The sequence below is a fragment of the Winogradskyella vidalii genome (assembly GCF_013403955.1).
GTDB lineage: Bacteria > Bacteroidota > Bacteroidia > Flavobacteriales > Flavobacteriaceae > Winogradskyella > Winogradskyella vidalii.
In genome coordinates, this window is sequence record NZ_JABFDG010000002.1 from 45,950 (window position 1) to 63,246 (window position 17,297).

The 17,297-nt window shown below is 33.7% G+C and carries 14 protein-coding genes; 11 read left to right on the plus strand and 3 right to left on the minus strand.

Translation table 11 applies throughout. The features are described 5' to 3' along the window. Window positions 1–71 precede the first annotated feature (71 nt). The 3 genes from ccsA to HM982_RS07015 all read right to left on the minus strand — a co-directional run bounded on the left by ccsA (window position 72) and on the right by HM982_RS07015 (window position 4,384). Window positions 72–3,389, minus strand: coding sequence for a cytochrome c biogenesis protein CcsA (gene ccsA / locus HM982_RS07005; RefSeq protein WP_179352433.1), 3,318 nt, complete (start codon window positions 3,387–3,389; stop codon window positions 72–74). A gap of 100 nt (window positions 3,390–3,489) precedes the next feature. After that, window positions 3,490–3,939, minus strand: a complete 450-nt coding sequence (mscL, locus tag HM982_RS07010) for a large conductance mechanosensitive channel protein MscL (protein ID WP_179352434.1) — start codon at window positions 3,937–3,939, stop codon at window positions 3,490–3,492. A 55-nt stretch (window positions 3,940–3,994) separates the two neighbouring features. After that, window positions 3,995–4,384 (minus strand): group III truncated hemoglobin, encoded by a 390-nt coding sequence (locus HM982_RS07015; protein ID WP_179352435.1) that lies wholly within the window; start codon window positions 4,382–4,384, stop codon window positions 3,995–3,997. A gap of 204 nt (window positions 4,385–4,588) precedes the next feature. Between HM982_RS07015 and HM982_RS07020 the strand changes: the two genes are divergently transcribed. From HM982_RS07020 to HM982_RS07070, 11 genes are all read left to right on the plus strand, one after another. Continuing rightward, complete coding sequence (locus tag HM982_RS07020; protein WP_179352436.1) at window positions 4,589–5,386, plus strand: Rossmann-like and DUF2520 domain-containing protein; 798 nt, start codon at window positions 4,589–4,591, stop codon at window positions 5,384–5,386. A 9-nt stretch (window positions 5,387–5,395) separates the two neighbouring features. Then, complete coding sequence (locus tag HM982_RS07025) at window positions 5,396–5,929, plus strand: KdsC family phosphatase (protein WP_179352437.1); 534 nt, start codon at window positions 5,396–5,398, stop codon at window positions 5,927–5,929. A 361-nt stretch (window positions 5,930–6,290) separates the two neighbouring features. Then, a complete protein-coding gene (locus HM982_RS07030) occupies window positions 6,291–7,217 on the plus strand; it encodes a geranylgeranylglycerol-phosphate geranylgeranyltransferase (RefSeq protein ID WP_179352438.1) in 927 nt (308 codons plus the stop codon). Between the two features lie 27 nt (window positions 7,218–7,244). Further along, window positions 7,245–7,838 carry a Maf-like protein gene (locus tag HM982_RS07035; RefSeq protein ID WP_179352439.1) on the plus strand — a complete coding sequence of 198 codons (594 nt, stop codon included), beginning with the start codon at window positions 7,245–7,247 and terminating at the stop codon, window positions 7,836–7,838. Window positions 7,839–7,918: 80 nt separating this feature from the next. Then, entirely contained in the window at window positions 7,919–8,860 is a 942-nt protein-coding gene (locus tag HM982_RS07040; protein WP_179352440.1) for a septum formation inhibitor Maf, read from the plus strand. 45 nt (window positions 8,861–8,905) lie between these two features. Beyond that, the gene (locus HM982_RS07045) at window positions 8,906–9,439 is read left to right on the plus strand and encodes a mechanosensitive ion channel domain-containing protein (RefSeq protein WP_179352441.1); all 534 of its coding nucleotides are present in this window, start codon (window positions 8,906–8,908) and stop codon (window positions 9,437–9,439) included. A 3-nt stretch (window positions 9,440–9,442) separates the two neighbouring features. Further along, the gene (gene corA, locus HM982_RS07050; protein ID WP_179352442.1) at window positions 9,443–10,522 is read left to right on the plus strand and encodes a magnesium/cobalt transporter CorA; all 1,080 of its coding nucleotides are present in this window, start codon (window positions 9,443–9,445) and stop codon (window positions 10,520–10,522) included. A 16-nt stretch (window positions 10,523–10,538) separates the two neighbouring features. Next, window positions 10,539–11,639, plus strand: a complete 1,101-nt coding sequence (locus HM982_RS07055) for a hypothetical protein (RefSeq protein ID WP_179352443.1) — start codon at window positions 10,539–10,541, stop codon at window positions 11,637–11,639. A 112-nt stretch (window positions 11,640–11,751) separates the two neighbouring features. Continuing rightward, entirely contained in the window at window positions 11,752–14,271 is a 2,520-nt protein-coding gene (locus HM982_RS07060; protein ID WP_179352444.1) for a PIG-L family deacetylase, read from the plus strand. Window positions 14,272–14,436: 165 nt separating this feature from the next. Further along, window positions 14,437–16,254, plus strand: a complete 1,818-nt coding sequence (locus tag HM982_RS07065; RefSeq protein WP_179352445.1) for a sodium:solute symporter — start codon at window positions 14,437–14,439, stop codon at window positions 16,252–16,254. Further along, window positions 16,244–17,221, plus strand: a complete 978-nt coding sequence (locus tag HM982_RS07070; protein ID WP_179352446.1) for a Gfo/Idh/MocA family protein — start codon at window positions 16,244–16,246, stop codon at window positions 17,219–17,221. Before HM982_RS07065 ends, HM982_RS07070 begins: the two co-directional genes overlap by 11 nt. Window positions 17,222–17,297 lie beyond the last annotated feature (76 nt).

Genomic DNA, 17,297 nt, shown 5'->3' on the forward strand with positions numbered 1-17,297 from the left:
ACAAAATTGGTTGACAAACTTAAATGTTCATCAACCAATTTAATACTATTATACTAAAATGACGTTTATATTTACTTCTTATAATGCTTGCGATACTGTAAATATGAGAAAAATCCTAAAACAGCAATAACTCCTATGGTAATTGCGATAAACTGGAAACTCAATATCTGATCTCCGCTAGCATATGAGTGTAACCCAGAAAGGTAGAAATTCACCCCAAAATAAGTCATTAGAATACTTCCAAAAGCTAATATTGACATGAGGTTATAAATCCAACGACTTCTTAAACCAGGTACCAAACGCATATGTATTACAAAGGCATAAATCATTATGCTAATAAGTGCCCAAGTTTCTTTTGGATCCCAACCCCAATAACGTCCCCAACTTTCGTTAGCCCACATACCACCAAGGAAATTTCCTATGGTAAGTAAAACTAAACCAACCGTTAAAGCCATTTCATTGATAATGGTTAATTCTTTAATATTGACCAACATACGTTGCTTGTTTTCTTTAGTGGTTAAAATCATCAGTAATAGAGAAACGACACCTAAAATCATTCCGATGGCAAAAGGTCCATAACTCGCTACAATTACCGATACGTGAATCATTAACCAATACCCTTGTAAAACAGGCTCTAGGTTACCAATTGCAGGGTCCATCCAATTCCAATGAGCTACCATTAAAATCATAGAACATACAAATGCTGAAGATGCCACTGTTAACGCTGACGTTTTCTTAGCAAAAAGTAAATCGTATAAAGTGGTTAAAAAATACACCACCGGAAATGTAATGATAAACAATGGCCAGTACTTTTTATTAAATTTATATAACCTAGTCGTCATTGTCCATTGATCTACAGTTAAGGCAAAACCAAAGAACATTACGGACCAAGCCACATAAATCATTGATTCATAAGCATCACTCCATGGTGCATGACCCGACAAATACCAACGTAAAGCTAAGCCTCCTAAGTGAAGTAAAAACAAAAACACTAAAACACCAACAAAAAACTTAATAGCAGCGTTTAACCAATTGCTTCTATATTTAAATATCTGAACAATAATTAGCAAAATTAGTACTGTACTGGCGTACATATACCAACTAAACAGTCGGTTAAAAATATCGTAATCGTTATAAAGTATCTCTGCTTGAATTTTTTCATCAGTCAACATTACATCACTTCCAAAACGTTGTTGTGTTTTTTTAATACCTAATAACAACTCTTCTGCCTTGGTAAAATCGCCTGTTTGTTTCGCATTATTTAATGTCACTAAATAAGCACTAAAACCATTATTTATAAAGTTTCCGTAAAGGGTATCTTCAATTTGAGCTCTGTAATTTTGTTCTCGAAACTCTAATGATGAAATCCATTTATTATTTTCATCACCTGGGACAGGAAATATTTTATTAGAACGCCCTTCAATCGCATTGTACAGCAAATTAACTTTAGAATCGGCCTCTTTAACTTCTTTTTGAAAACCGTTAGGCACTTGCGCTTTATAAGCTTCTTCTAAATAGGGGGCCAATTTATACCGTCCTTCTGGCGTAAAGAAATCGACTAAACTCGAATATTCTTCATCGTAATCTACCCCTATTATCGTTCTTATAGAATCTGCTTTTCTTGCTCTTAAATAAATGATGGGTACATTATACCATAACATTGGACTTTCTTGAATAGACAAAAAAACTTGGTCCGAATTAAAATCTCCATAGCTATCTTTTTTACTCAACTTACGGAGCAACTCAGATGTATAAGTATGCATTGGCATCATACGACCACTGTAATCCTGAATCACCATTTCGGAGAATTTAGACGCATGATCTTCTGGTGTAATATGAACTTTTAAAATAGAATCTATCTGTTCTACCTTTGGCTTATTAACGTGATCATGTCCATCGTCATCATTATGCACTTGGGCAAAACCAGAAAACCCAATTAAAAGCAAAATCATAGTCATCATTTCTGACTTTTTCTTTCGCAATTTATTTAGCCTATTACGTAAATCATCAAAGCGGGTATTTTTAGCAAATAGAATAGCCAACAAGCCAAAATACAATAGCATATAACCGATATAAGTAATATAAGTTCCCCATTGATCATGATTTACAGAAAGTACCGTTCCCTTTTCGTCGGGGTGAAAACTGGCTTGAAAAAAACGATATCCTCTGTGATCTAACACATGATTCATATAAATATGATAATCAAAATCGCCTTCCTCCTTATCAAAAACAGAAACTTTACTTTCATAAGATGAATAAGCATTTTCTGTACCAGGATATTTTTCGGCTATAAAATCATTGAGTTTTATATCAAAAGGTAATTTTAAAATTTTAGGACCATATTGTAAAGCGATTTCTAACCCACCAACTTCAAACTCTTTTAAAGCGGAATAGCTACCTGGACCACCTAATAAACCTATTTTTTTTGTTTCTCCGTTAGCCGTTACATTTAAAATTAAACCGTCGCTATCGGTTTTTAAAAGCTGTGATTTTTTTACAACTCCCAACTCACCTTTAATTATTGGTTTTGGCAGTACAATTGTCATATTACCAATAATATACCTAGACCTTAGAATTAAAGGTTGTAAACTATCTTTAACTAACTTACCACTAGCCATGGTAGCCATGGTTAAGTAATCGCCATCATAAGGCGACTGAATAAAAAGGCCTTCTTCAGTTTCCATAATGTTGATAGCGCCTTCTTGAAACTTATTCAAAGAGAACAACATATTATGAAGGTTGGCCACCTTTCCATCTTCTAAAAAGTGATTGTGTGGTGCACCATCCCCTGCTTCAACTATCTTTAAATAACGGTTTCCGGTGTCACTAGGAATCACATCACTTTCAGCACCTTGTATAAATTCTTCGAGTTTAATAGTGACATCAGTGTCACCATAATCAAACGTTTCTTCAAACTCATTATCGAGACGGGGCGAAAAATCAACTTCTTCTTCTATTTTTCGTTGTTGTAACTGGCCATTTATTTTATAATCGCCTACAATACGTCCACCTAAATATGTTTTTTGAGAGAAAAACTCATTTTCTGTAGCACCTTCTCTAATTGGCATCATACCTTCATAACCAATATAACGCGTTATAAAAGCACCGAAAAGAATGAATACGAAAGACAAGTGCAATATTAAAGTCGCCCATTTTTCTTTTTTATGCAGTCGATATCTAAAAATATTTCCTACAAAATTGATTACAAAAAATACCATTATAGCTTCAAACCACCAAGTGTTATAGATTAATGTTCTGGTATATGGCGTTGGTGAAGTATCCATGTTTCTATCTAAAATAGTACCTGCTGCCATGGCAACGGCAAAGGCAATAAATAAGAACGCAGTGAGTCTGGTGTTGAATAGGAAGTTAGCGATTTTCTTTTGCATAAGTAAAGGCTTTTTTAAGCTCGCGCAAAGATATGATTTTTAAACCATTTAGGTAATCCCTTTAACGCATCAAAAGATGTTAAAATTCTAAGCTTACTTTTTAATATCTTGTATTAGCTTTTAAGATTTTATTTTGCTCTTCCATTAAGTCTTTTAAATCGGAAAGTAATTGTAAATCTTTTGGTGTTTGAACGGTTTTATCTTTAGCATCATGAGATTTGGTTCGGAGTCTATTCATGAATTTCACAACAATAAAGACTGTAAAACCGATAATTATAAAATCGAAAAATACTTCGGTTAATTCACCATAGGCTATAGCAACCTCACTTGTAGTAATTGTACCAGAGGTATCAGTTATTGCTTCTCTTAACACCCATTTTTTCTGACTAAAATTAACCCCATCTGTTAATAATGAGATTGGCGGCAAAAGCACTTGCTTAGCTAATACATCAATCACTTTATTAAATGCTGCGCCAATGATGATACCTACAGCCATATCCATCATATTTCCTTTTACAGCAAATTCTTTAAACTCTTTTAATAAACCCATTTTATTATTTATTTAAATAATTAATGGCGCAAATTTAGAAAGATGTAAGCTACAATTAAGATTTTCGTGCTTCAAAAATATTCATATACATAAAGGTGCCCATTTTACGCGCTCTACGTTTAGCATTTTCGGCGTAATCGCCTTCAAATAATTCATCTATGGTTTGAAACCACAAATTTAACCATAGGCCAAAATGTAATTCTGTTATATTATGGTTAAACGCAGCATCCACCTTAGTATGAGCTTCTAACGGATTACCATAATATTTTGTTTTTAGAAACAAACTCGATTCCCAAAAGGTGGTTAAATGTTTTAAATGTGCGTCCCAATCTGTAATGGTCTCGTTAAAAAATGGTCCTAATGTGTCGTCTCTTCTAACATTCTCGTAAAATTTAGATACCAATAGGTAGATATCTTCTCTTGTTTTTATGTCTTTTTTGTTCATTTTGTTTTTTTGTTTATCGATATGTGCTACCGATATGTTGTCCCTTAAGAGACATGATATTGATATTGTGCCTTTTTATTACCTGTAGGTTGTCCCTCGACGGGAAAATCAATTAATTTTGATGATTATTTTACATCTCCAAGCTCATCAATTTTAATCGCTATCATTTGCTACTAAAATAAGAAATCTTATTACTTTTACGGCATGATATCAGTTGTATTACTTGGTGCTGGTAATGTTGCCACACACCTATATAAAGCCTTTTCAAATTCTGAAACTATTTCGATTACACAATGGTATAATCGTACACGGTCTTCCATTTCTTCTTATGCTAATGATGTTGCAATAACAGACACTTTAGAAGATTTAATAGAAGCCGACATTTATATCATTGCAGTTAGCGATGATAGCATTGCGCAATTATCATCGGATTTACCTTTTACAAATCGATTTGTGGTACACACTTCCGGGAGTGTTGCCATGCACGATATTGATAAAAAAAATCAGATTGGTGTTTTCTATCCCTTACAAACATTTTCAAAAGCTGCAGACATTAATTTCTCTGAAGTTCCGATATGTATTGAAGTTTATGAAAAGGAAAACCTTCAACTTTTAAAAGATTTAGCAATTGCTGTAAATTGCAAACCTCACAAAATCACAACAGAACAACGACAAACCCTCCATTTAGCAGCTGTTTTTGTTAATAATTTTACCAATCAATTTTATAGAATTGGTCATGAAATTTGTGAAACTAAAAATATTGAGTTTGAGATTTTACATCCTTTAATTGAAGAAACAGCTAAAAAAATTCAAGATATGTCGCCTTTTATGGCACAAACAGGTCCTGCAAAACGGAATGATAAAAAAACCATTAAGCGACAATTAAAACTAATCGAAAAAGAAGAGCATGAGTCAATTTATAAAATGCTTACCGCTTCGATTAAAAAAACTCATGGTGTATCTAATTTTCGACCTAGAAAAGGACAGACCAAAACCAACTAACATAAAACAATGAGCGACGATAAAAGTTACAAAGAATATTTAGCAGACATCACTACCTTTATTTTTGATGTCGATGGTGTATTAACCGACGGAAACATTACCGTAACGACAGATGGCGAAATGCTAAGAACGATGAATATTAAAGATGGATTCGCTTTAAAAACAGCCATTGATGCTGGTTTCAATCTTTGTATTATTTCTGGTGGATCTAACGAAGGGGTTCGTAAACGCTTAGCCGGTTTAGGAATTAAAGACATTTTTTTAGGAGCTCATAATAAAATAGATCAACTTAATAGCTACCTAGAGCAGCACCGTATTTCAAAATCACAAGTGTTATATATGGGAGACGACATTCCAGATTTCCCTGTCATGAAATTGGTAGGTTTGCCATGTTGTCCGCAAGATGCCGTTCCAGAAATTAAAGCCATATCTAAATATGTTTCTCATAAAAACGGTGGCAAAGGTGCCGTAAGAGATGTTATAGAGCAAGTCCTTAAAGTCCAAGGGAAATGGAATGGAAATTTTAATGCTAAATATGATTAATTATAAAACTTTAAAGTATAACTTTTTTAAACTGAAATAATATCTTACGTAAGCGGAAACATAGTACAGGATTTGGATATGTTGGCTTTGGTAATAGTGGAGCGACACATAACCAAACGGCTTCAAAACCTTTTTCTAGATATAAAGACAAACTAAATACTGAAGCGCATCTGCATTATAAAATGCATTTTTTGCACAAAGATTTATCGCTTGAAGAAAAACAAAAAATTAAAGACAAAATAAAACAGCAAGAGCGCTTACTTTTAATTAAGACAACGATTATTAGCACAGTTCTTTTTGTTATAATTGCATGCTTTGCTTATTATTTAATTACTATAATATTATCCCACTAAATCCTAAAATGATTCACTTTTTTAAATTAATCCGTTGGAAAAACCTATTAATGATTGCATTAATGCAATACTTAATTAAATATGCGCTTTTGTTGCCTTTTCAAGAGAGCCATGGTGTACATATAACGCTAAGTAATTTCAACTTTTTCCTCATGGTTTTAGCTACCTTATGTATCGCTGCTGGTGGTTATATTATTAACGATATATATGACGTTGACACGGATAAAATCAATAAACCAAATCAAATTGTAATCAATAAATATATAGCAGAAAAAACAGGCTCCACATTATTTATTATTCTTAATATTATCGGTGTTGGTCTAGGATTTTATTTATCTCAAGGCATTGGTAAATCTAGTTTTTTCGCTATCTTTTTTATAGCTTCAGCACTACTCTACATTTATTCCACCTCTTTAAAACAAATTGCAGTTGTAGGTAACGTTGTTGTTTCTATAGTCGTTGCTTTGAGTATTTTATTGGTAGGGATTTTTGAATTAATTCCGGTAATGACAAGCAATAACAAAGCCGTTCAAACCACTTTTCTAAATATCATTAGAGACTATGCTATTTTTGCTTTTATGATAAATCTCGTTAGAGAATTGATTAAAGACGTCGAAGATATTGATGGCGATTATAAAGCAGGTATCCAGACCCTCCCTATCCTTATAGGTAGAGAACGTGCTAACAAAATCATATTTGTTCTTTCTATAGTGCCAATCATTGCTATTAGCTACTACGTAGTGACCTATATGTTTAAACAAGAATTGGTTGTGGGCTATTTTTTAATTCTGGTTGTTGCACCTCTAATTTATGTTAGCATAAAATTATTTAGTGCTGAAAACAAAGCGCAATACAATCATATTAGTCTAATTTTAAAATTAGTGATGCTTACAGGCATGCTGTCTCTATTGCTATACAACTTTACGCTAAAGTAAGGTTTATCGAACTTTAAATTGATAAAAATGCTTAACGAAACCCTCAAAGACTTCAATATTATTCTGGCTTCAGCCTCTCCGCGTCGTCATGCATTTTTAAAAGAAATGAATCTCGATTTTGAAATTCAGCTTCAACCTGTAGACGAGATATACCCGAAGCATTTAAAACGTGAAGCCATAACCGATTTTTTAGCGCAATTAAAAGCAGAACCTTTTATTAAAAATCTTCAGGATAACGATATACTAATTACAAGCGACACTATTGTATGCTTAGAAGATAAAGCCATAGGAAAACCCAAAGATGAAGCTGATGCTTTTAAGATGATAAAATCCTTAAGCAATAAAACTCATGAGGTTGTCACATCAATCTGTTTTACTTTAAAAACGAAACAACATCTCGTAAACACCAGTACAAAAGTCACTTTTAAAGCCTTAACCGACAATGAGATTCAGTACTATATTAACACCTACAAGCCTTTAGACAAAGCAGGCGCATACGGTATTCAAGAATGGATAGGTGCAGTAGGCATCACTAATATTGAAGGCTCATATAACAATGTTGTTGGCTTACCAACCCATTTACTTTACGAAACGTTAAATAGCATTGCTAAAGACGTTTAGAACCTTATCTTTATTATAAAAATAATTTACTATCCTGAGTCAAAACACATTGTTGCTGAGGATTAAAAATTCAATATACTATGATAAAGACTACGCCGCTTAACACAGCCTATATTTTAATCCTTACTTGCCTTTTAACCTTTCTGTCTTGTAAAGAAAACAGCACTACAGCTCCTAATGATACAATAGTTTCAAAACCTGAAGCCGATACCATAGCACCAAAAATAAAATTATCCGAAGATTTTAAAGCGTATTGGCACAATGGTGAAGCCGAAATAACATCCTATAAATTAGAACAAGCACGTTACGGTGAAATACGAGAAGGTAAAGCCGTTTTAGTATTTGTTACCGAAGATTTTTTACCAGAAGCACAAGTTAAAGCCGATAATTACAATGAGAATAATATTCCAGTATTAAAATTAAATACGACTAAAAAATTTAACACAGGGATTTATCCCTACTCCATTATGCAGAGCACTTTTTATCCTGTTGCTAATAACCAACACGCTATAAAAATTTCGGCATCAGTACAAGAATGGTGTGGTCATACTTATACTCAACTTAATAATCGTGAAGCGTTTGAAGTACAATCCCATTCCTACTTTCAAAATGAAGCTGACAGAAATTTTACGCTAGAAAAAACTTGGACCGAAAATGAATTGTGGACCAAATTAAGGTTAGATCCTGAGCGTCTTCCTGTAGGGCAAATAGAGGTCGTTCCTTCCTTAGAATACAACAGACTAAATCCTACCGAATTTAAAGCGTATAATGCCTACGCAAGCAAAGAAAATAATAGTTACACCTTATCTTATAAAGATTTAAACAGAATATTAAAAATTAATTTCAATCCTGATTTCCCCTATGACATATTAGGTTGGGAAGAAACAACATCGCAGGGATTAAGCACAACTTCTGAAACTTTAACCACTAAAGCTACCAAATTACAAACTATAAAATCTGATTATTGGAATAAAAAAAGTAATTCAGATTTAAGATTAAGAGATTCTTTAAATTTACAATAGATTCATTTGCAATCTAAATTACCTTTGCTGTAAATCCATCCATTTATGACCTTATTTTTCTCTAATCACTTAGATAAGATTATTTATTCTACTATACTACTAATTATTCTATTGATTATTAGAACAATTATAGTTATTACCGTAAAAAAAATTGGTAAAAAAAGTGGTACTACAGAAGCACGAGCCGCTTTAATTGGTCGTTATGTTACAGTTACACTTGTACTAATGGCAATATTAATAGAAGCCTTTATTCTCGGTGCCCAAACACGAGACATCACACTTGTATTCTCTTCTGTTTTTGCAGTGATTGGCATCGCCCTCTTTGCCATTTGGTCTATTTTAAGCAATATTACCTCTGGTGTAATTATGTTCTTTTCTTTTCCCTATAAAGTGGGCGATAAAATAAGAATTCACGATAAAGATCATCCTGTAGAAGCCATTATTGAAGACATCAGAGCCTTTCAACTTATTTTAAGAGACGACAATGGCGACTTAGTCACATACCCCAATAATCTTATTCTTCAAAAAGCCGTAACTTTATTGCAAAAGGATGCTTTAGACGACAGTAGTATTTTATAACACATGAAGAAAAAAACGGCAAAGAAACGTACTCAGAATTACAAAAAACATATTGGCAAAGCGCCAGGCACCTTAGTATATACAGGAAAAAAAACAGATAAAGAGCTTTTAATTGAAGCATTCGATTATACCAAAGAAACTCTTACCGAAAACTTTCTAACTAACATTGAGGAGGCCAAACCCTATAGAGATACTGACTCCGTAACTTGGATTAATATCGATGGTCTTAATGCCATTGACGAAATAGAAAACATAGGAAAACACTACCAGTTACACCCGCTTGTTTTAGAAGATATCGTAAATACTACACAACGTCCCAAAATTGATGAGTATGATGACTACCTCTTTATCGTATTAAAAATGCTATACTATGATAGTGACGAAAACATCATTATAGAACAAGTAAGTTTTATTTTAGGCGAAAATTATGTGTTATCATTTCAGGAATCTGAAGGTGATGTATTTGATAACTTAAGAGAGCGACTTAGAAGTGGAAACGGAAGAATTAGAGGTCTAAAATCGGACTATTTATTATACGCCTTAATTGATGCTGTAGTAGACAATTATTTTAGTATCATTGAAACACTCGGTAATAAAATTGAAGATCTAGAAACTGATTTATTTACAGGAAATTCAAGAGAAGACATCAATGTTGAAGTTCAACAATTAAAACGTGAAATCTTAAAAGTTCGTCGTGCTATTTTTCCGCTTCGAGAAATTATTAATCGAGTTGAAAAAGCCGAACACAGCTTAATTCAAGCACGAACCATTAATTATTATAGAGACATTTATGACCACCTGATTCAAGTCTCTGAAAACATTGACATTTACCGTGAAATGATATGGAGTTTAATGGATATGTACATGACTACCATTAGCAATAAAATGAATGAAGTGATGAAAGTGCTGACTATAATGTCCTCCATATTTATTCCGCTAACCTTTCTGGCAGGTATTTACGGCATGAACTTTCAATACATCCCAGAATTACAATATCGCAATGGTTATTTTATCTTGTTAGGTGTTATGTTCTTTATATTTATAACACTCTTGTTTTATTTTAAGCGTAAAAAATGGTTGTAATATCAAATTTAATTTTATGATTAAAACAATACTTATTTTTATGGTACTAACCATTTCTGTTGGCACTAGCTATAGTCAAAATTTACTCAAAAGTTTATACGATTTAGATTCGTTTCCAGAAGAAATGAAAAATAGCAAGTCTTTTATTGAAGAGGTTAGTTCAGATATTTTAATCTACAATTATATTTTTGGTGGAAGCGAAAATTTTCAGTTTGATTTAAAATCTACAAATGGACTTGAAATTGAGCTACCAATGCTTAACGGTTTTTCTTTAAACTTTTTAGACAAAACCACAAAAGCCCCATTATTAGATTATACGTTTCACGTTGGTTATAATTTTAAATACCGTAATTATTTTGATGAGTTTGATATTAACGAATCTACATTTTCACTATCCTCAATATTTGATTTAGCGACTAAATATTATGATTTAGACGACTATGACCTGGCTCATAAGACACTTTCTATTTATAAACCAGAACTAGATTATAACACCAAACGTCTACAGTTTTTTGAAACTTTAGCAGAAGCTTTTGAAATTGAAGACACTTTAGATTTCAACACAATTGAAAACGATGAAGAAAACGAAGACCTACTCAGCACCGAAGTCGAAGAGCTAATGCTAGATATTATTCTCGATGAAATTGAAAGCGAAACCATAGCACCACAAATTTTTGATTCTTTTATTCTAGACAAAACCAATGACGTAACCACCAAAGCCAACATGGCACAACTCTTTAATAATAAAACTATTATTAACGAAATTGAAACTGAAGTACTTCAACCAAAAATAACAATAGACTTATATAAAGGGGCTTATTTTAATATTCCAGCACAATATTTAACAATCAATTCAACTGAAACCGAAGCATTTCCAATCACCTCAATTGAAATTAAAATCGATTACAAAACACAACAACTCTACATCCACTTCTTAAGCAAAACCATTGAAACTATAACACTCAATAAAACATTTTTTAAAGGTGAAAACGATGAGGTTCAGACTAAAAAATTAAGTTTAGTCCTATCTGAAACAGATACAAAATTTCAGGTCTATAAATTTAATCCTTACCAGCGGTCAACTGGCGAACCTTTAGAAATTAACCTAAACAATTAAAAACACTTCAACTTACTTTCAGCACAGCATTCCAATCGTTAAATAAATCTAAAAGCAAGGTTATAAATTTCAAACTTTTCTATATTTGAAACGCAACTAACCTAATAAACTCATGCACCAACTAAAACGCTGCTTACTCTTCTTTTTAATCAGCATTATTTCCGTTCAAGCACAACAACCAAAAACTTATAATTCATCAGAAATTCACGAGGCCATCCAAAAACTCAATGTTTTAGGCTCCGTACTTTATATCGCTGCGCATCCAGATGATGAAAACACACGACTAATTGCCTATATGGCTAATAAAGTCAAAGCGCGCACTGCTTATTTGTCTTTAACACGAGGCGATGGCGGACAAAATCTTATTGGACCAGAAATTAGAGAGCAATTAGGCGTTATTAGAACTCAAGAATTACTAGCTGCCAGACGTGTTGATGGCGGCGAACAACGTTTTAGCAGAGCGAATGATTTTGGTTATTCTAAACACCCTGATGAAACTTTTGAAATTTGGGATAAAGACGCAGTGCTCGCCGATGTGGTTTGGGCGATCCGCGAATTTAAACCCGATATTATCATCAACCGTTTCGACCATAGAAGAGGACGTTCAACACACGGACATCACACTGCTTCTGCCATATTGAGCATGGAAGCTTTTGACCTCGCCAATGATGCTTCAAAATATCCTTCGCAATTAAATTTAACCGAAACCTGGCAGCCTAAACGTATTTTCTTTAATACGTCATGGCGCTTTTTTGGTAGTCCCGAAAAGTTTGAAAAAGCAGATAAAACCTACATGCACAGTTTTGATATTGGCGAATTCTACCCTAGCAAAGGACAATCTAATAACGAACTTGCCGCCATTGCAAGCAGCCAACACCTTAGTCAGGGTTTTGGTCGTTTATCGCAACGTGGCTCGCAACAAGAATATGTTGAATTTTTAAAAGGAATGCCTTTAGAAAAAAATGAAGGTATATTCTCTGGAATTGATACGTCTTGGAATCGTGTTGAAGGCGGAAAAGCTATCGGAAACATTTTGAATACGGTTGAAGCTAATTTCAATTTTAAAAATCCAGCGGTGCATTTACCACAACTTTTAGACGCCTACCGATTGCTTCAAAATATAAATGATGAGCATTGGAAAACGGTAAAAACAAAAGAATTAAAAACCATCATTGAAGCTTGTGCAGGATTATATCTAGAAGTTTCCGCCAACAGCCCTAATGCGGCTCCAAATGCCGAAGTCATCTTAAATTTGGAAATTTTAAACCGAAGTCTCGCTGACATCAAGCTGGTTTCTTATCAATTATCTACATTAGAAAACGGGGTTTCAAAAAATATAGCATTAGCTACTAACCAAAAATATAATTTTAAAGAAGGTATCACCATTCCAAATAACAGCGATTACACCACGCCATATTGGTTAAATTCAGAAAGCACTCTTGGTATGTATAGTGTAAAAGACCAAAATTTAATTGGTTTACCCGAAACACCAAGAACGGTCCTGATTAATTTTAACTTGCTTATTGAAGGCACACCAATTAACATTAAAAAACCTGTTATTTACCGATATTCTAAACCTGACAAAGGTGAATTATACCGTCCGTTTGAAATTATCCCAGAAGTCTCAGCAAGCCTAAGTGACGACGTCTATATTTTTGAGAACAACCAACAGAAAGACATTGAAGTAACCGTAAAAGCAGGCAAAGATCTTATTGAAGGTTATATAGAATTAGAGCATCCAAAAGATTGGCAAGTCTTACCACAAAAGCAAAAGATTAAAATTGCTAAAAAAGGTGATGCTCAAAAAGTAATTTTTACAATTATACCTCCAAAAAATCAAAGTGAAGGCTTTATCTCACCAAAGGTCAATATAAATGGTGCTGTTTTTACTGACGAACTTAAAGAAATTGATTATTCACATATTCCGTTTCAGACGGTTTTAATGCCTAGCAAGAGTAAAATTGTTCGATTAGATATTAAAAAGAGAGGCAATTCAATTGGCTATATTGAAGGTGCTGGCGATGTAGTACCAGAAAGTTTAAAGCAAATCGGTTATGAGGTTACCATAATTGACCCTGAACAAATTTCAACGCAATACCTTGCTAATTTTGATGCTATAGTTGTAGGCATTAGAGCTTATAATATTGTTGAAGCCCTAAAGTTTAAACAACGCTTTTTGCTAGACTATGTTAAGGAAGGTGGTAATTTAATTATTCAGTACAACACTAACCGCGGTATTTTAGTCGATAATTTAGCACCTTACAATTTAAACGTTTCTAGAGATAGAGTTACAGACGAAAATGCCACTGTAAAAATCTTGGAGCCTGATCATCCGTTATTAAACGTACCTAATAAAATTACGTCTAAAGATTTTGAAGGTTGGGTACAAGAACGTGGCCTGTATTTTCCTGATAAATGGTCTGCAGAATTCACACCACTACTAGCCTCAAACGATAAGAACGAAAGTTCTAAAAAAGGAGCTTTATTAGTGGCAAAATACGGTAAAGGGAACTACATCTACACCGGATTGAGCTTTTTCAGGGAATTTCCTGCAGGAGTCTCAGGTGCTTTCAGAATTTTTGCTAACTTACTATCCGCAGAAAAAACCGATGAAACGTCATCTAAAGATTGATATCGATTTCTGTTTCCTAACACTAACTAAAAAACGAACAAGATGAACACTCAAAACGACCCTCAGCCAAAACAAAAATGGAGCAAAATGTACACTGCCGTTTTAATTGCTAATGCACTTTACATTGTCTTGTTTTACTTTATAACCGCCTCTTTCGCTTAACACATGCAACAAACTTTAGATTGGATTGATTGGACTGTTTTAGTAATTACTTTAGCTACAATTGTAGGCTATGGAACTTGGAAAACTAGAGGTCGAAGAAACGCAGAAGATTACATTAAAGGTGGTAATACTTCTAAATGGTGGACCATCGGTCTATCGGTAATGGCAACCCAAGCAAGTGCAATTACATTCCTTTCTACAACAGGTCAGGCGTTTTCGGATGGTATGGGATTTGTTCAATTTTATTTTGGACTTCCGATTGCCATGGTAATTATTTGCTTGGTATTTATTCCGCTCTACCATCGGCTTAAAGTTTATACCGCTTACGAATTTTTAGAAAACCGATTCGACCTCAAAACTCGAAGCCTCACTGCCATTCTCTTTTTAATTCAACGTGGTTTAGCCGCAGGAATCACCATTTTTGCTCCAGCCATTATTCTATCTGTGGTTTTAGGCTGGAACATCGTTACCCTTAACATTATCATTGGTGTTTTAGTAATTATCTACACCGTTTCTGGAGGTACAAAAGCTGTAACCGTTACCCAAAAACAACAAATGTTTGTCATTTTTGCTGGGATGCTAGCGGCATTATTTATTATTATTAATTTAATACCAGAAGAAGTATCCTTTAGAGATGCCATTGATATTGCCGGCGCCACCGGCAAAATGCAAGTCTTAGATTTCTCTTTCGATTTAGAAAATAGATATACCGTTTGGACTGGTTTAATTGGTGGAACATTTTTAATGTTGTCGTATTTTGGTACCGACCAAAGCCAGGTGCAACGTTACCTCTCTGGAAAATCTATGAAAGAAATGCAAATGGGCCTGTTATTTAACGGCTTATTTAAAGTGCCAATGCAGTTTTTTATATTATTAGTAGGTGTCATGGTATTTGTGTTTTATCAATTTAACCCATCTCCTTTAAACTTTATAGACCGCTCTACCCAAACGGTTTTAACTTCAGATTATGGTGATGATTATAGGGCACTTCAAGATAAACAGTCAGCTTTATTTAATAAGAAGCAAAAGGTAAGTTTAGCTTTATCTAAAAGTGATGACAATGGTTTAAAACAAGAGTTATTCCAGCTTGATAGTATTGAGAAAACATACCGTTCAGAATCTAAATTCTTAATAAAAAAAGCCATTGACCCCGAATACACATCGGCCTATAACACTCTAAAAGATGAAGTTGAAAATTTAGAGGACCATCCTAAAAGTGATGCTTATTTGGCAAAGTCTGAAGCATTAACGGCACTTTATAATGATGCTGCAAAAGACACTAAAACCAACGACCGAGATTATATGTTTATAACATTTATATTAAATAATCTTCCTCAAGGTTTAATCGGTTTATTATTAGCGGTTATTCTTTCGGCTGCCATGTCTTCAACAGCATCAGAAATAAATGCTCTAGCGACTATTACCTCTATAGATTTATATGGACGGAATCAAAAAGAAGAAAAAAGCGAAGACCACATGGTTAAAATGACCAAATGGTTTACCCTAGGTTGGGGAATTGTTGCCATTATTATCGCTTGTTTTGCTGATTTAGCAGAAAATTTAATTCAGCTCGTTAATATTATCGGTTCTATTTTCTACGGTAATGTACTCGGTATATTTTTACTCGCCTTCTTCTTTAAATACATCAAAGGAAATGCTGTTTTTATTGGTGCTTTAATCACACAAGCCATCGTTGTTATTGGTTGGTGGTTTGAGTGGATGCCTTATTTGTGGCTCAATTTATTTGGTTGTGTTGTGGTGATAATGATTGCTAATCTATTACAATTACTTTTACCTAAAACATCGACAGTTGACATCTAAATCTATTAACTGGGGAATTATTGGTGCGGGCAAAATAGCCTCAAAATTTGCGACGGACTTAACTACAGTACCGCATTGTCAACTCCACGGTATAGCATCGAGAAATCTTGAAAAAGCTAAGATATTTGGAGAAAAACACCAAGCTAATTTGGCTTATGGTAGCTATGAAGAATTAGTTAAAGATACACGCATTGATGCTATATACATTGCTACGCCACATAGTTTTCACAAGGCACATACGATGCTATGTCTCAATCACAATAAAGCTGTTTTATGCGAAAAGCCTTTCGCATTAAATTTAGGGGAAGTTGAGGCAATGATTCAACTTTCAAAACAAAAGAACCTACTTTTAATGGAAGCCATGTGGACTATTTTTCTACCGCATTATCAATATGTTCTAAATTTACTTCGACAAAAGCATTTTGGTTCAGTTTTAAAACTTGAAGCTGATTTTGGTTTTCATCCAAGCTATGACATAAGGTCTAGAGTATTTGACAAATCTGTTGGCGGCGGTAGTTTATTAGATATTGGTATTTACCCTGTATTTGCAGCTTTATCTACTTTAGGCACGCCAAACAGTATAGAGGCTAAAGCCAATTTTTTTGATTCTGGTGCCGACTCTAGTTGTGATATCAAATTTCAATATCCTAATAGTGAAGCCATACTAAAAAGCACCTTACTTAAAAAAACGAGTACCGAAGCAATATTCTATTGCGAAAAAGGAATCATAAAAATTAACGGCCGTTTTCACCAACCCTCATCAGTAACACTAATTGATAACGATGGAAATTCGATATTAAAAGAATTTGATTATAAAACTATAGGTTACAGTTATGAAATTGAACATTTCAATGCACTCTTAAGAGCTAACAAAACGGAAAGTGACCTCATGACTTTTGAGAAAAGCAAACAATTAATTAAGACCTTAGATACGATTAGAAAAGTAATAGGATTACATTACAACTAAGCCTTAAGCAAAAAAAATACGCAACTCCATTTTGGTAATTTATTCTAACCAAAAAGAGTTGCGTTTATAAATTAAA

Coding starts and splice junctions, on each gene's coding strand:
- ccsA (WP_179352433.1), bottom strand. CDS start 3,389: ATGCAAAAGAAAATCGCTAACTTCCTATTCAACACCAGACTCACTGCG.
- mscL (WP_179352434.1), bottom strand. CDS start 3,939: ATGGGTTTATTAAAAGAGTTTAAAGAATTTGCTGTAAAAGGAAATATG.
- HM982_RS07015 (WP_179352435.1), bottom strand. CDS start 4,384: ATGAACAAAAAAGACATAAAAACAAGAGAAGATATCTACCTATTGGTA.
- HM982_RS07020 (WP_179352436.1), top strand. CDS start 4,589: ATGATATCAGTTGTATTACTTGGTGCTGGTAATGTTGCCACACACCTA.
- HM982_RS07025 (WP_179352437.1), top strand. CDS start 5,396: ATGAGCGACGATAAAAGTTACAAAGAATATTTAGCAGACATCACTACC.
- HM982_RS07030 (WP_179352438.1), top strand. CDS start 6,291: ATGATTCACTTTTTTAAATTAATCCGTTGGAAAAACCTATTAATGATT.
- HM982_RS07035 (WP_179352439.1), top strand. CDS start 7,245: ATGCTTAACGAAACCCTCAAAGACTTCAATATTATTCTGGCTTCAGCC.
- HM982_RS07040 (WP_179352440.1), top strand. CDS start 7,919: ATGATAAAGACTACGCCGCTTAACACAGCCTATATTTTAATCCTTACT.
- HM982_RS07045 (WP_179352441.1), top strand. CDS start 8,906: ATGACCTTATTTTTCTCTAATCACTTAGATAAGATTATTTATTCTACT.
- corA (WP_179352442.1), top strand. CDS start 9,443: ATGAAGAAAAAAACGGCAAAGAAACGTACTCAGAATTACAAAAAACAT.
- HM982_RS07055 (WP_179352443.1), top strand. CDS start 10,539: ATGATTAAAACAATACTTATTTTTATGGTACTAACCATTTCTGTTGGC.
- HM982_RS07060 (WP_179352444.1), top strand. CDS start 11,752: ATGCACCAACTAAAACGCTGCTTACTCTTCTTTTTAATCAGCATTATT.
- HM982_RS07065 (WP_179352445.1), top strand. CDS start 14,437: ATGCAACAAACTTTAGATTGGATTGATTGGACTGTTTTAGTAATTACT.